At 57.3% G+C, this 14,654-nt stretch carries 13 protein-coding genes and 1 pseudogene; 10 read left to right on the top strand and 4 right to left on the bottom strand.

The annotated features are described in order from the left end of the window. Window positions 1–85 precede the first annotated feature (85 nt). Window positions 86–271, top strand: a complete 186-nt coding sequence (locus tag VG146_02365) for a hypothetical protein (GenBank protein HEV2391187.1) — start codon at window positions 86–88, stop codon at window positions 269–271. Between the two features lie 282 nt (window positions 272–553). Here VG146_02365 and VG146_02360 read toward each other — a convergent pair whose 3' ends face one another. After that, window positions 554–1,069, bottom strand: a complete 516-nt coding sequence (locus VG146_02360) for a response regulator (protein ID HEV2391186.1) — start codon at window positions 1,067–1,069, stop codon at window positions 554–556. 187 nt (window positions 1,070–1,256) lie between these two features. Here VG146_02360 and purB point away from each other — a divergent pair, with 187 nt between their 5' ends. From purB to VG146_02345, 3 genes are read left to right on the top strand one after another with little or no spacing between them, the layout of a single operon-like run. Next, window positions 1,257–2,570, top strand: a complete 1,314-nt coding sequence (gene purB, locus VG146_02355; protein ID HEV2391185.1) for an adenylosuccinate lyase — start codon at window positions 1,257–1,259, stop codon at window positions 2,568–2,570. A 50-nt stretch (window positions 2,571–2,620) separates the two neighbouring features. Beyond that, entirely contained in the window at window positions 2,621–2,743 is a 123-nt protein-coding gene (locus tag VG146_02350; GenBank protein HEV2391184.1) for a hypothetical protein, read from the top strand. Window positions 2,744–2,766: 23 nt separating this feature from the next. Next, window positions 2,767–3,063: a hypothetical protein gene (locus tag VG146_02345; GenBank protein ID HEV2391183.1), complete on the top strand. Its 297-nt coding sequence runs from the start codon at window positions 2,767–2,769 to the stop codon at window positions 3,061–3,063. Here VG146_02345 and VG146_02340 read toward each other — a convergent pair. Further along, window positions 3,044–4,150 (bottom strand): hypothetical protein, encoded by a 1,107-nt coding sequence (locus VG146_02340; GenBank protein ID HEV2391182.1) that lies wholly within the window; start codon window positions 4,148–4,150, stop codon window positions 3,044–3,046. The two genes, VG146_02345 and VG146_02340, sit on opposite strands and share 20 nt — an antisense overlap. 344 nt (window positions 4,151–4,494) lie before the next feature. Between VG146_02340 and VG146_02335 the strand changes: the two genes are divergently transcribed. The 5 genes from VG146_02335 (at window position 4,495) to VG146_02315 (ending at window position 12,566) form a co-directional block, all read left to right on the top strand. Beyond that, entirely contained in the window at window positions 4,495–6,009 is a 1,515-nt protein-coding gene (locus VG146_02335) for a DUF1553 domain-containing protein (GenBank protein ID HEV2391181.1), read from the top strand. 19 nt (window positions 6,010–6,028) lie between these two features. Beyond that, window positions 6,029–7,381 (top strand): DUF1501 domain-containing protein, encoded by a 1,353-nt coding sequence (locus tag VG146_02330; GenBank protein ID HEV2391180.1) that lies wholly within the window; start codon window positions 6,029–6,031, stop codon window positions 7,379–7,381. Window positions 7,382–7,575: 194 nt separating this feature from the next. Further along, complete coding sequence (locus tag VG146_02325) at window positions 7,576–9,822, top strand: hypothetical protein (GenBank protein HEV2391179.1); 2,247 nt, start codon at window positions 7,576–7,578, stop codon at window positions 9,820–9,822. Between the two features lie 72 nt (window positions 9,823–9,894). Next, a complete protein-coding gene (locus VG146_02320) occupies window positions 9,895–11,727 on the top strand; it encodes a pyrrolo-quinoline quinone (protein HEV2391178.1) in 1,833 nt (610 codons plus the stop codon). Between the two features lie 152 nt (window positions 11,728–11,879). After that, on the top strand, window positions 11,880–12,566 hold the full coding sequence (locus tag VG146_02315) for an SGNH/GDSL hydrolase family protein (protein HEV2391177.1): 687 nt from the start codon (window positions 11,880–11,882) through the stop codon (window positions 12,564–12,566). Window positions 12,567–12,733: 167 nt separating this feature from the next. Here VG146_02315 and VG146_02310 read toward each other — a convergent pair whose 3' ends face one another. Beyond that, the gene (locus VG146_02310) at window positions 12,734–13,522 is read right to left on the bottom strand and encodes a prepilin-type N-terminal cleavage/methylation domain-containing protein (GenBank protein HEV2391176.1); all 789 of its coding nucleotides are present in this window, start codon (window positions 13,520–13,522) and stop codon (window positions 12,734–12,736) included. A 50-nt stretch (window positions 13,523–13,572) separates the two neighbouring features. Further along, window positions 13,573–13,761, bottom strand: a pseudogene (locus tag VG146_02305) (glycosyltransferase family 2 protein). A 702-nt stretch (window positions 13,762–14,463) separates the two neighbouring features. Between VG146_02305 and VG146_02300 the strand changes: the two are divergent. After that, window positions 14,464–14,654: DUF4372 domain-containing protein (locus VG146_02300; GenBank protein ID HEV2391175.1), on the top strand; the 191-nt coding region annotated here is incomplete at its 3' end.

Here is a 14,654-nt window from a genome sequence, read left to right as displayed (position 1 = left end):
GCCTCTCGTTTTCAAAATCAGCCGGGTAAAACCCCATGGCCCGACTATCGGGCAGGTGCCAGGTTTTGAGCAGAGAATCTAAATTATGAAAACGATTATCTTTCTAATGGGCCTCGCGGTACTCCTGTTCACAGCGGTGGGTTGCGAGGAAGAGCACGAACATCATGGTTATTACGGCGGCGGCGGCGTCTACGAGGGATATAATCAAAGCTACGGGCATGGCGAATGGAATGAGCACCCGTACAATTATCAATACCCCTATAGCCACTGAGTTAATTAAACCGCTCGGGTAACTTCCAAGCGGCACATCCTCTCGCCCGTGCTCGAAGCACTCAGTGGTTGTTTTTGGTTAGGGTGGTTCCGGATTCAGCAGCGGGCAAAAAACGAGCAGAAGGGCGGGTTTCGTGCTTCCTGGCATAGCTAGCGCGCCCGCCCCGCTGGTCGTTGAGGATCTTCTGAGGACGGAGGGGGCGTTCGAGAAGCTGCAAGCCCTCTCCGTCGGTACGGACCCCAAAACATTCATCCAAAAAACGTGGATGTTGCCAAGAAAGATTTAAAAGCGAGGGCGGCCAGGGCTTAAATTGGGGTCTCGGCGCTCTTCCGGTTCGGCCTTTTCCAGGGGCTCTTTCATTCCCATGGGGACTTGATCCGACCACAACCAAAAGCCACTGAGCGCCTGGCTGAACTCGACGAACCGCTCGAAATCCAAGGGCTTGATCAAGAACGAATCGGCGCCAAGTTCGTAAGCCTTGGTCACATCGCGCATTAAATCCGAAGAGGTCAGAATGATAACCCGCAAATCTTTGAAGGTCTCTTGCCGTCGAATCCACTCCAGGACCTGGAATCCGTCCATGCCTGGCATCTTCAAATCCAGCAACACCACGGAGGGCACCGGATAGCCGCCTCGATCGGCATAGCGGCCATACCCGCTTAGGTAGGCAATGGCCTGTTCCCCGGTTTTGACAATGGCCAGAGGGTTTAGAACTCTCGCTTGAATGAACGCGCGGCGGATAAGCAGCACATCATCTTCACTATCCTCTACCAACAGAAAAACTGCCTGGTCCGGCATAACAACCTTTCGAGATGTACGCTACGCCATTACTTTGGGTAGTGACATGGGGTCAACCGCCCAAAAAATAAGTTTGTTTACGGCGCGTTCTGTGCTCGCATCTATTTTTCTGCCCCTATCTTTCTTATCTTTCTGCCATGTTTCGCATTTTTTCTGTTCAAATCCCTCTCTCTGGCTAACGTAGGCCATGATTCAACGCTACTCACGTCCCGCGATGCGGGAGATTTGGAGCGAACAACGCAAGCTTGAAATCTGGCTGCAAATCGAGCTGCTTGCCAGCGAGGCCCTTTGCGACGAGGGCCTGGTTCCCAAAAAGGACCTCAACCAAATGAAAGCGCGGGCCGCCTTCAGCCTCGAACGCTGCAAAGAGCTGGAGCGGGTTCTGAACCATGATGTCATCGCCTTCACCACCAATGTCGCTGAAAATATTGGCGAGCCAGCCAGTCGCTGGCTCCATTTTGGCCTGACCAGCAGCGACATCCTCGATACAGCATTCGCTGTTCAGATGGTGCAATCGGCGGACATCCTCCTCGAGGATGTGCGGACGTTGCGAAAGGCCATCGCCGCCAAGGCCCGCCAACACCAATTCACACCCATGATTGGCCGGAGCCATGGCATTCACGCCGAGCCCACCACCTTCGGCCTGAAAATGGCACTGATGTATGACGAATTTGGCCGCGCGGCGCAGCGGCTCGAACGGGCGCGCGAGACAGCCGCTGTCGGCAAACTCTCGGGAGCTGTCGGCACCCACGCGCATCTCTCGCCTGAGATAGAAAAAGAGGTGTGCCAAAAGCTGGGACTCAGCCCGGCGCCCATCGCAACGCAGGTGATTCAACGCGACGTGCACGCGGAGTTTATGTCGGCGCTCGCCTTGGTGGGCGCCAGCATCGAGCGGTGGGCGACCGAGTTCCGGCATCTGCAGCGCACCGAAGTGCTTGAAGCCGAAGAATTCTTTGCCAAAGGCCAGAAAGGCTCGAGCGCCATGCCGCACAAGCGCAACCCCATCACTGGCGAGCGGCTCACCGGCCTGGCCCGCGTTTTGCGCGGCAACGCCATCGCCGCGCTGGAAAATGTGGCGCTGTGGCACGAACGCGACATCAGCCACAGCTCAGTCGAGCGGATCATTTTTCCCGATTCCTGCACGCTGCTCGACTATATGCTGGTGACCCTTACCCGGCTGGTCGAGGGGCTCGTCATTTACCCCGAGAACATGAAGCGGAACCTTAAGCTTTCACTAGGGATGTGGAACTCACAAACCGTTTTGCTTGCCTTAATCCGCAAGGGCCTCACTCGCGAACAGGCCTATGAACTGGTCCAGCGCAACGCCATGAAGACCTGGGAAACCAAACACGCCGGTCGCGACGACGCCGATTTTGTCGAACAGCTTAAAAGCGACCCCGAAGTGGCAGGGCACTTCAAGAAAGGCGAGCTGGAGAAGCTTTGTTCGCTCGACTTTCATTTCAAGGAAGTGAAGAACCGGTTTAAGCGGCTGGGGTTGTAACAAACTCGCGAGTTCGACTTGTTGCGAAAAACAATTCGCGATTATATGATGTGCGAGTTACATTTCCGGGCGGCGGCACACCCGAGGAAGCCGCTGTGCGTGACGTTCCGAAGATAGTCGGCGAGTACTACCAGGCGGGTGTCTTGCCCGCTTACGCCTTGTTCGAGGTCTGACACTCAACAATGTCCGCTTCGAAGTGGCGGGTCCCGAGGCGCGCCCAGCGATTGTGTTCGATCATGTCCAGGATGCAGCGCTGAACGGGTTGAGCGTTCAAGGAACGCAGCAAGCGGAGTCCGCGCTGCGGTTTATCGAGACCCAGGATGTGCTGCTCACCGCGGAACGCTTGCTGGCGTCGGCCACAGCGTTCGTTCAGGTCGAAGGCCCTGCCAGCGCCGCTATCACCATTGATGGCGGCGTCCTGGCCAAAGCGGGCGAGCGCGTGTCTTTTAAAGCGGGCGCCCGGAGGGAGTCGGTCAAAGAGCGTGGGGCTTGAGCGGCATGGGATACCGCAGGTCCGCCTCCGCTTCGAGTTCGAATAGCAGTTCGTCCCGGCAAATATCGCAGTTGGCCAGCACGACCGGCAAGGAGAGCAGGCCGTGAGCAGCACACCATTCCAGGAAAACCTTGGCATCGGCACGCCGCTTGAAATAAGCGGTCGCACGGGTGAGGTCGGACAATGCCCCGCCTTGTGACCGGACGATGCCTTCTACGACTCGCATGGTCTCTTCCACCTGGTGAGCGATCTCTTCTTTCCACAGGCTCGCTCCTTCGGGCGCAATGCTCGCCGTGCCCGAGATCAGCAAACGACGGCCTGCGGTTGACCCATACTCGACAGCGCGGCTGAAGGAACTGCCATAAGCCGGTGCGGGACACTGCAAAGGAGAAGCCACCTCTTTCGCGCGAGCCGAGGGATGCCTTGGTTGCATCGCCCACGCCGCCAAAGTGAGTGCTGCCCCTGCCGGATTGCGCCCCCCAACGCCTGTGCTCGCGGGAAGGGATTGTGAACGGAATCTGATCCCGGAATAGGTTTGGGTACGGGCCCGGTTGAATTCTCCGTACCAGGCAAGAATGTCTTCCAGAAAAAACCAGGTTCTCACCGTGTCGGCAATTGAGAAACCCGCTTGCGCCAGCGCTGCATCCATTTCCTCAAGGCATTGCTTCGTTTGGTCCCCTCGAGAGCGCAACGGTTCCGCTGAGAATAGGCCGCCCAGGAGGCAATGCCGCACGTCGCCATCCTCAAAGACCGAACCCAGGCAACGTCCGTTCAACCGGATGCCCTGCACCTCACCGGCATGGACGGCGAACACTTGAATCCCTGCAATCGAATTCACGTCGCAAGCGCCACCTTCAACCCATGTGACCGGCCAGCAAATCTCGCCCAAAACCAGCCTCATCGCCTTTGCTCCCGCTTCGCTCATACCGGCGGGGCCGAACACAAACATATTGAGAATGGACGCCCCGTTCAGCAGGTCTGAAAGACGACGAAATAATGCCCGAAGGCCTTCTCCCGGCAGAGGTGTGATCGTCGCCGATATCTCGCGTCCAAACGTCTTCCTCCATTCAGAGGCCGGTTTGAACATCTCAGGTCCTTGAAAAGATCTTGAGGGCTTAGTTTGCGAATCAAGTGCGGGAGCAACAGTTAACATCACTTCACATGACGCTGGAGCGGAGGGTCCAGGTTACAAGCAGTTCTGCTTCTTTGATCTTTGACCAATCAGAATTTGTCATAAGAATGCCAAGAATTGTACTGCTTTTTTTGAATCCTCTCTTCACGCTGCCCCGTCTGGTCTGATTGATGCGCCCGCGCTGCTTTTTGGCTCGAACCCTGACGTCGGTTTTCCGAAGGGCGCACCTCCGCAAATTTTGGCTATTTCGCAGCGCTCTGCTGGCCGTGTGTTTGGCTGCAGCTCCAGGCCACGCGGCCGTGTCCACACCCTTTCAAAGCGATACGTGGCCTGGTCCTGCGAATAAGATAGACGGCCTGGTATTCTCGAAGTTGCAGCAGTTGAACATCGAGCCGGCGAAGCCCTGCTCCGATCCGGTATTTGTGAGGCGGGTTTATCTGGACGTTACCGGCACCTTGCCCACGGGCGCTGAGGCCAGAGATTTTATCCTGGATCGGACCCCGGACAAACGCGAGCGGCTCATTGAACGATTGTTCGAGCGCGATGCTTTTGCGGATTTTTGGGCCATGAAATGGAGCGACCTGCTCCGCATTAAGGCCGAGTTTCCCATCAACCTGTGGCCTAATGCGGCGCAGTCGTATCATCGCTGGATTCGGGATTGCATCCGCAACAACGTCCCGTATGACCGGTTTGTGCGCGAGTTGCTGACTTCCAGCGGCAGCAATTTCGAAGTGCCGCCGGTAAATTTTTACCGGGCCATGCAGAATCGAACGCCTCTGGGGATAGCGCAGACTGTCGCCCTGACCTTTATGGGTGAGCGGGCGGAGAACTGGCCATCCAATCGGCTGGCCAATCTCTCGGTGTTTTTCGCCAATGTCGGCTACAAATCCACGGGCGAATGGAAAGAGGAAATTGTCTTTTTCAACCCCCGGGCAACCAACTCCGGCTCGGTGAACGGTTCGCCGCGCCCAGCGATTTTGCCGGATGGCACAACTGTTACACTCGCGCCGGAGCACGATCCGCGCCAGGTTTTTGCACAGTGGCTGCTGAACGCGAATAACCCCCGGCTGGTTCGCAACCTGGTCAACCGGGCCTGGTCCTGGTTGATGGGTCGGGGCATCATCCAGGAGCCCGACGACATTCGCCCGGACAACCCACCCAGCAATCCGGCGTTGCTGGCCTTTTTGGAACGCGACTTTGTTTCCTCCGGGTACGATTTTAAACATCTCCTGCGCCTGATTCTGAACTCAAGGACTTACCAGCTTTCCTCGCTCCCGAATACGACGAACCCGGACGGCGCAGCTCATTTCGCATTCTACCCGCTGCGGCGGCTCGATGCGGAGGTGTTGATCGACGCTATCGATCAGCTCACCGGCTCGTCCGAAAGTTATTCGAGCGCCATCCCCGAGCCGTACACCTTTGTTCCAGATAACCTTCGCTCGATTGCGCTGCCCGACGGCAGCATCAGCAGTTCGTTCTTGGAAATGTTCGGGCGCCCGGCGCGCGACACCGGGCAGGAATCCGAGCGCAACAGCCGGCTGAGCGCCGCGCAGAAGTTGTGGCTGTTCAATTCCAGCGTGCTTCAGCGCAAAATCGAGCAAAGCCGCATGGTTCAATTCCAAACCGCTTCGGATCATCCTGCGCCGGAGGTCGCCACGGGGATGTATCTCGGCATCCTTTCGCGCTTCCCCACAGGTGAGGAAATAAAAGGCGCGCAGGCTTATTTTCAAAAGCAACGTGGCGGCAGGCGCCAGGCCATCGTGGACCTGGCCTGGGCGCTGATGAACAGTTCGGAATTCATTTACCGGCATTAAACCTAAATCCATTCAAGCCATGAAAACTTGTTTTGATCTTGAAAAAAAAGGGCGAGGCCTTAGCCGGCGCGAGGCCATCCGCCGCGCGCTGCTGGCCGCAAGTGGCTTGGTTCTGGCGAAGGATTTGTCTTTTCGGGCCTATGGTGTGCCGGCAGCGGCCCGAGCCAAAGCCGTCATCCAAATCTGGATGTGGGGCGGCCCGCCGCATCTGGACACCTTCGATCCGAAACCGGAAGCCGGCAATGATTACTGCGGCCCGCTCAATAAGCCGATTGAAACGAATGTGGCCGGTATCCGCATTTGCGAGTTGATGCCTTTGCTGGCAAAGCAAGCGGACAAATATTCGATCATCCGCAGCATGACCCACGGCAATAATGGCCATGAGACCGCCTCTTATATCGTGCAGACCGGGCGCCAGCCAGGGGGCCGGCTGGTATTTCCATGCGTCGGCGCGGTGACTTCGTTGTTCAGGGGTTACGACGGCGGGTATAAGGGATTGATTCCCCCTTACGTCGTATTGACGGAACCGCAAGGCCGCTTTTCCGAAGCCGGTTTCCTGGGGTCGCGCTATAAACCGTTTGCCACCGGGGGCAATCCGGCGCAAACACCCTTTGCCGTGGAAGGAGTGGTTGCTCCAGGCATTACCGAGCAACGCCAAAAGGACCGGCGCGAACTGATGCATGACCTGGACACGTTAGCCAAGACGTTGCCGAACGACCCGCAAATCCTCGCCGCGACGCAGGCCGAGCACATGGCCTACGATATGATTCTCGGTGACGGGGCGAAGGTGTTTGATTTAGCCCAGGAAAAGCAGGAACTGCGGGAACGCTATGGCAAGAGCAAATTCGGGCAATCCTGCCTGGTGGCCCGGCGCCTTGTCGAACGAGGGATTCCCTACGTGACGATTAATTATCCCGGTTGGGACACCCACAAAGAGAACTTTCAGGCCATGCGCCGGCAGTTGCCGGATTTAGACAAAGGGATGGCCACGTTGCTTCAGGACCTCAGCGAGCGCGGCCTGCTCGACAGCACCATTATCTGGTGGGGCGGCGAGTTTGGGCGCACACCCAAAATCCAATGGGAAGCTCCCTGGAACGGCGGGCGCAATCATTGGGGCAAAGTCTTCTGCACGGTCATGGCGGGCGGTGGGTTCAAGGGTGGCCAGGTTGTCGGCGCCTCCGATGCCCGCGGCGAGGAGGTGAAGGAACGCCCGGTTTATCCGGTTGACCTCATTGCCAGCATCTACTCGTTGATGGGAATTGATCCCGCTGTGAAACTGCCCAATCCGGAGGGACTGCCCACCTATGTCCTGCCTTCTCCGGATGAAGGCATTAAGACCGCCGGCTTGTTGAAAGAAATCATGGCGGTATGAATCTGCTGTGTATAAACAAAAGCGGTGGTCGATTCGCCTCTTGTGGAGTGCGCCGGCAAAGCGCAGGGACGATGGCGTTTTCTATATTTTGCGATAAGGGGCCATCTCCAAAGCGGCGTCGCGCTTCGCTTGCCGCCGCACTCCAAAGGACTGCGCCCAAGAACTCTGGTCGCGCCCCGAAGGTCTTGGGAGTGTTGGCGGCTTGGCTCGTGATATCGGCGGGTGCGTTGGTCGCGCAGCAGGCGCCCCACTTGGCTTACGTTTATCCTGCGGGGGGACGGGTAGGCACAACATTTCAAGTCGTGGTCGGGGGGCAATTCCTTGCGGCAATTTCAAACGCGGTTATCAGCGATACGGGGATTCGCGCGACCTTTCTTGAGTTTAACCGGCCCATGAACCAAAAGGAATTCAATGACCTGCGCGAGCGCCTGCAGACATTGCAACGCAAATGGCAGAGTGCGCGCCGCGATGATTCCGGAACTAACGCCTGGACTGCGGCCGACGCGAAGGAACGCGAGCAAATCCGCGAAAAAATTCTCAAAAACCCGCCCAATCGCGCAGCCAACCCGGCGATGATCGACACGGTGACGCTCCAATTCGTCATCGAAACCAATGCCGCCCTTGGCGAACACGAAATCCGGTTGGCCGCTCCGAATGCTGTCTCCAACCCCCTTTGGTTTTTCGTGGGCACATTGCCGGAGACGACCAAACCCGCTTCCAAGGCGGCCAATCCTGACCTGGACCGCTTTCTCGAACGGTTCGGCAAAACACCCGTCAAGGGCACACCCAAATATGAAGGGGCTATTTCGCTGCCCGTGACTGTAAACGGCCAAATCATGCCGGGAGAGGTGGACCGTTATCGGTTTAGCGCCCGGCGCGGCCAGCACCTGATCTTCTCGGCTGCGGCGCGCGCGTTGATCCCTTACCTGGCCGACGCCGTTCCGGGATGGTTCGAGGCCACACTCACCCTTTACGATTCGACTGGAAAGGAAGTTGCGAGCGCGGAACGGTTCCGCTTCAAACCTGATCCGGTTTTGCATTTTGAAGTCCCGTCCGATGGCGAATACACCGTCGAAATCCACGACTCGATCTTTCGCGGACGCGAGGATTTTGTTTATCGCCTGAGCATTGGCGAACTGCCCTTCGTGACGGACATTTTCCCTCTGGGTGGCAGGGCAGGGGAAACGAACACAGTTTCCTTGAGCGGCTGGAATCTCCCGACCCAATCGCTGACCATGGATAACAGCGCCAATCCGCCGGGCTTTATCTTGATTGCCGGGGATTTCCTCAAGCGCGTTCCGTTTGTTTTAGATGATTTGCCGGAGTGCTTAAGTCAGGAGAATTCTTCCGAAACGGCCCAGCCCATGACATTGCCGGTGGTCATTGATGGCCGTATCAGCCGGCCCGGCCAAACCGCCCTGTTCAAATTCGAGGGCCGCGCCGGGCAGCAAATTGTGGCCGAGGTCCTGGCGCGTCGGCTAAATTCGCCTTTGGATTCTGCTCTCGAATTGACGGATGCAGCGGGCAAGCGGCTCGCCTTTAACGACGATTTTGAAGATAAAAGCTTTGGCCTGGAAACCCACCACGCGGATTCCTATATCAAAGCCACCTTGCCGGCGGAGGGTAATTACTTCCTGCGCCTCAGCGACGTACAGGATCAAGGCGGTCCGGCGTTCGCTTATCGGTTGCGCGTCTCCGAGCCGCGACCCGACTTCGCCTTGCGCGTGACGCCGTCCAGTCTCACGGTTCGGGCGGGTATGAGTGTGCCGGTCACCGTATATGCTTTGCGAAAGGATGGCTTCACTAATGCAATCGAGCTGCACCTTCAGGACGCCCCACAGGGATTCTCACTCGCTGGCGCCAGGGTCCCGGAGAATCAGGACAAGGCCCAGTTCACCTTGAAAGCCACGCCCCAATCCCGCACAGGAATCACGAATCTCGTATTGGAAGGCCAATCCGCCGTCGCGGGCCGGAGCATCGTCCATGAGGCCGTGCCGGCCGACGAACGGATGCAGGCCTTCGCCTATTGGCACCTGGTGCCGGCACAGGAACTGGCAGTTTGCGTGGCGGCCAATCCCCGTCCCTTTGCCAGTGACGCGTTGAGAATCCTCAGCGCGACCCCGGTGCGAATTCCCTCCGGGGGCATGGCGCGGGTTCACATCGGCGCGCCCTCCCCCGCATTTGCCAGCCGCTTTGATCTGGAACTGGTCGGCGCGCCCGAGGGCCTCGCTATCCAGGAAGTCTCGCCTGCCGCCAATGGCGTCGAAATCGCTTTCGTCAGCGACAGTGCCAAAACCAAACCAGGCGCTAAAGGGAACCTGATTATTAACATCATACCGAAAAATGCCCGTCTCATCCCCGCCGCCGCGAAGCAGAACCGCAAACGCAATCCGGTTGGCACCCTGCCCGCTATCCCTTTCATTATCATTTCTTCTTCCTGATTTGACAAACTTACCGCCTGACTCGACTTTGTCCCTAACCCAGTCCTGGCGCTTGCGCAGACTGGGCATCATATGCGCCCATTCATTGTTGGCCTTGTTTTGATGGTTCTACTCAGCTTGTTCAGCGCACCCGCCCAAGTCAGCGTATTGACCAGCCACAACGATAATGCCAGAACCGGCCTCAATGCGGCAGAGACCCTGCTCAACACGACGAATGTCAATATGTACGGCTTTGGCCGGGTATTCTCGCAACCTGTCGATGGCCAGGTCTATGCCCAGCCACTTTATGTTCCGAGTGTGAGTATTCCTGGCAAGGGAACACACAATGTTGTCTTTGTCGCGACCCAGCATGACAGCGTGTATGCATTTGATGCGGATTCGAATGCCGGTTCGAACGCGCCGCCGGTGTGGCGCACCAGTTTTATTGATCCCGTTGCAGGGATTACGACCGTCTCACCCGCCGACGCGAGTTATCCCTACGGTGATTGCGGGACATTCTCGGGCGAAATCGGGATTGTGGGCACGCCCGTAATCGACAGCGCCAGTGGCACGCTTTACGTCGTGGCACGCACAAAAGAGCCCACCGCTCCCCCTGGCAACCTTTCTTTGGTTCAAAGGCAACGATTGCACGCCCTGGACATTACGACAGGGGCTGAGAAGCCCGGGAGCCCGATCCTCATCACAGCAACAGTCCCGGGCACTGGCGATGGCGCCAGCGGTGGGATGGTCAGCTTCAACCCTGCGCGCGAGTTGCAACGCTCGGCGTTGCTGGAGAGCGGTGGGGTAGTCTATATCGCCTGGGCTTCGTACTGTGATTTCAATCCGTACCACGGCTGGATTCTAGGCTATGATGCTCAAAGCCTGCAGCAGGTCGGGGTCTTCAATGATAGTCCCAATGGCAGCGAAGGCGGCATCTGGATGTCCGGCGCGGGCCCTGCAGCGGCCCCTGACGGAACGATTTACTGCATCACTGGCAACGGCACGTTCGATACCTCGGCCAATCCACAGGATTTTGGCGATAGTTTCTTGAAGCTTTCCCAGGGAACAGGGATCACACTGACCGATTATTTCACGCCCTATAATCAGGCAAGCTTGGCCGCTGCAGACGAGGACCTCGGCTCTGGCGGAGCAGTGGTTTTGCCGGATTCAGTTGGCAGCCCGGCCCACCCGCACCTGGTGATTGGTTGCGGAAAAGAAGGAAAGATTTATCTGCTCGATAGGGACAACATGGGCCACTTCAACCCAGCGGGGGACACCCAGATTATCCAAACAGTCCTGCTCGGCTCGACCGTCTTTGGCATCCCAGCCTGCTTCAATAACCAAATCTTTTTCCAAGCCGTGGGCCAGCCGCTCAAGGCCTTTGCTTTCGCAAACGGGTTACTGGGAACTTCGCCGGTTTCGCAAGCGGGCGATACCGTTACGTTCCGCGGCGCTACTCCCAGCATTTCAGCCAACGGAACCGCCAACGGAATAGCATGGGAATTAACGCCCACGCCCGCCCTTGGAGTAGCCGCCCTGCACGCTTATGACGCCGGCAATCTGGCCAACAAAATCTATGATAGTTATGCCGCTTTGCAGGCCGGCGCGCCGGATCGAATCAGCTTCGTAAAGTTCGTCGTGCCGACGATTGCCCAGGGCAAAGTTTATGTGGGCGCCGTGGATTCGCTCGCCGTATTTGGGCTGCGCGCCATGATTTGGTCCTTTGGCCGCGGCCCGGTCCCGGGCACAGTCCAGTTTGTTTTTAGCGGCCCGGCAGGATTCAATAATGTCCTGCAAAGCTCGCCTGACTTGGTCCATTGGACCAACCTCAGCACAGGCGCCCCCACCGGCACGGGCACTTTCACCTACACCGACACAGTGGCAGCGGGAAACGCGACAAAGTTTTATCGAGTGTGGGCAGAGTAGAGGTATGCTTTAACGAGTCGCCGTTCAACGCCGAACATCGAACATCGAACGAAACAACGGGCGAGACGCCCGTTTAACCCCCCGGCGAGGACGCCTGCGCTACGCTACAATTTGTTGAATCTTGCTTTCGAAGGCCCATAGCCGCACGATTGATGCATGCCAAAACTGTTTTCCAAAACAGCTCTTTTTTGATACTGCTGGCCTTGGCGGCCGGGCTGGCCGTCCTGTCAGCCCAGAACCCCGCTTCGGATGCAAGACTCTCCCGCTGGGAACCGGAAATCCGGGCGCTCGAAGCCCAAGACAGGAGTAATCCTCCGCCGCAGCACGCGATTCTGTTCATAGGCAGTTCTTCGTTGCGGCTTTGGAAAACCATGGCGCAGGATTTCCCTGGCAAACCAGTGATCAACCGCGGGTTCGGAGGGTCTGAAATACCGGATTCGACCGCCTTCGCGGAGCGGATCATCTTCCCTTACCACCCGAGGATGATTGTGCTCTATGCAGGGGACAATGACCTCGCTGCAGGCAAGACACCGGACCAGGTAGTGGCCGATTACAAGACCTTTGTGCGTGCCATTCGCGCCCGCCTGCCCATGACCCGCATCGCCTTCATTTCCATCAAACCGAGTCTGTCACGCTGGCGTTTGAAAGAGAACATCATCGCCGCGAACCGGGAGATTGCGGCCATGAAAGGGAAAGGACTCGCGTTCATCGATGTCTTTTCCCCCATGCTGGGCCCGGATGGCAATCCGCGCCCGGACTTGTTCAAGCCCGATGGGCTGCATCCCAATGCGAAGTGTTACGCGCTCTGGGCATCGCTGATTAAACCTTGCCTGCCGTAGAGCAGTTTCGCCATCAACTGATGCGTCCCTCCGTCCGAAGCGAGTCGCGTTTAAATCTAAAATCGCATCACTTCGCTCACCTGGTCCAGGAACTTCAACTTCGGACTGGGAATAGACCGCTCGGCCGCCTCCAGGGGACACTTCTCCCCGAAAAGTATTAGCCAGCTTCACGGTTGGGCCACAAAATTGGACACCGGCAAGATTGCGCTCTGCAGCCGGCGCAGGTCTATCAAGTCCGCAGGGCTCTCGGCTCGCTTCCAATAGCTCTCCTTTTTCTTGAACTGCTTTGGCCACCTCCATTTCCAGGATTCGGCGTGGCCGTCAGCGAATGACAACACTCCCGCCTGGCCATGGCGATCGGCCGGCAAGTTCACCCAGCGATCATCTGGCGCCGGCCAGGTCAGGAAATGCGCGTCATCGATGCTGTCCTCGTTCTCATCGATGAACACAAAGAGTTGCGACGGCTGCGGGATGTCGCCGCTCCGCAGCACCGTGCTCTGCACCTCATTGGTCCGCCCGCCCAGACAGCCGCTCATGGAATAACTACGCGTCCGCAAGAGTCCCGAATCCTGCCCGTTGAGGCGCCGAACGGTGGATTTGTCCGCTGGACAATGATACGTCGCCAGCGACCGGTTGTAATCATACTTGAAGAGCAATCCGTTTTGAATCGGGAGCGTGGTGTCATCGTAGGGCGCGCTGCTGAAACCAATCCAGGAATCCGGTGCGCTCCTCCAGACGCCGTTGGTCAGAAGGGATTTATTCGGCGGGACAAAGCCGTTGTGATCGTCCACATACAATTGCCAGCAGGTCTGGAGTTGTTTCAGGTTGTTCAAACAACCCACCCCCGTGGCCTTGGCCTTCGCCTTGTTCAGGGCTGGCAACAACAGCGCCGCCAAAATGGCGATCACAGCAATGACCACCAACAGTTCGATTAAGGTGAACGCTTTGGTCTTCATGGGCTCCTTTGCGCGCGGATGCCCAAGGACCCTTGTGTCAAAACCCCATAGGCGCCGCCCCGCAACTTGCGACGGAGACGCGCCAATCCTCTGATATCGGCCCAAGCGGTCGGCAATACTTTCACCCTGGTATCCGGATCGTCAATCCAGCGCACGGGCACATCGCAAATACGGTAACCGCATTTCTCCGCAACGACCAGCAACTCCGTATCGAAAAACCAGCCGCCGTCCTCCACCAACCCGGGAAAGCGAGCAGTACGATTCCCGGCGCCTTGTCAGAATAATAATGGCGGTGAATCAAAGTCTTATCCGGGGTATTCGACTGGTAGCGATCGATCACAAATGTGTTTTGAGAAACAAGTGCATGAAGCAGGTCCGTCCGAGAGAGCACCATTGCATTATCACCGGACCTCGTGTGGCAGTAACAGTACGAACATATCACGATAAGCCACAGGACAAAAGCGGTGTGCCAGCGGCGGTCCGTTGTCTGACTCATAATAAAAGAATGCAAAGCATGTCAAGCATCACACAATCTACTTAAAAGCCGAAGCGGCCGGGCAGTAGCCGCGCCTCGGGTGTGGATATAGACCACTGGGTTAAGCATGTTATGGAGGGACGTCAGAATCACACGCATTTCGGCTGTATGGACTTGCTGAACGGTTTTACGATTTCGCAAGCAAGTTTTCGCGAGTGGTCTCAACTGACGCGGGGTTTCGTCTGTGAGTCCAGATCGAAAATAGGGCAGCATAACTTCCTATGAGGAAATATAATAGGAGGATTTGTATAAATGAATCCACTGCCATCCCACAGGAAGTTGAAAAAAATGGTTGGAAATTTTGGTAAAACCTGCCACACGGCAGGCAAATGAAAAACAAAAAATTCCAACCGCGTCAAAATTCACCATTGTCCGCCAGCTTTGCAACTATATTCCGAACCACCTGGTGCCCAAGTTAGCCCGGGAAACCGGAGTCGATGAGCAGGCGCGCACCTCTGATGAGTGGAGCCACGTCGTTACTCTGTGCTACGCGCAGGTGACTCACAGCATCGGGTTAAACGATGTCTGTGACGCGCTCCAACTCAACTCCGGGCCCTTGTCGGCGATTCGGGGGGCGACCCCGCCCACGCGCAACAA

The sequence above is a fragment of the Verrucomicrobiia bacterium genome (genome assembly GCA_035946615.1).
In the GTDB taxonomy this organism is placed as follows: domain Bacteria; phylum Verrucomicrobiota; class Verrucomicrobiia; order Limisphaerales; family UBA8199; genus DASYZB01.
The sequence above is the reverse complement of the archived record's forward strand: the minus strand, read 5'-3'. Positions and strand labels throughout refer to the sequence as shown.

What these genes read in the sequence shown, in the direction of transcription:
- VG146_02365 (HEV2391187.1), top strand. Translation starts at nt 86, where the DNA reads ATGAAAACGATTATCTTTCTAATGGGCCTCGCGGTACTCCTGTTCACA.
- VG146_02360 (HEV2391186.1), bottom strand. Translation starts at nt 1,069, where the DNA reads ATGCCGGACCAGGCAGTTTTTCTGTTGGTAGAGGATAGTGAAGATGAT.
- purB (HEV2391185.1), top strand. Translation starts at nt 1,257, where the DNA reads ATGATTCAACGCTACTCACGTCCCGCGATGCGGGAGATTTGGAGCGAA.
- VG146_02340 (HEV2391182.1), bottom strand. Translation starts at nt 4,150, where the DNA reads ATGTTCAAACCGGCCTCTGAATGGAGGAAGACGTTTGGACGCGAGATA.
- VG146_02330 (HEV2391180.1), top strand. Translation starts at nt 6,029, where the DNA reads ATGAAAACTTGTTTTGATCTTGAAAAAAAAGGGCGAGGCCTTAGCCGG.
- VG146_02320 (HEV2391178.1), top strand. Translation starts at nt 9,895, where the DNA reads ATGCGCCCATTCATTGTTGGCCTTGTTTTGATGGTTCTACTCAGCTTG.
- VG146_02315 (HEV2391177.1), top strand. Translation starts at nt 11,880, where the DNA reads ATGCATGCCAAAACTGTTTTCCAAAACAGCTCTTTTTTGATACTGCTG.
- VG146_02310 (HEV2391176.1), bottom strand. Translation starts at nt 13,522, where the DNA reads ATGAAGACCAAAGCGTTCACCTTAATCGAACTGTTGGTGGTCATTGCT.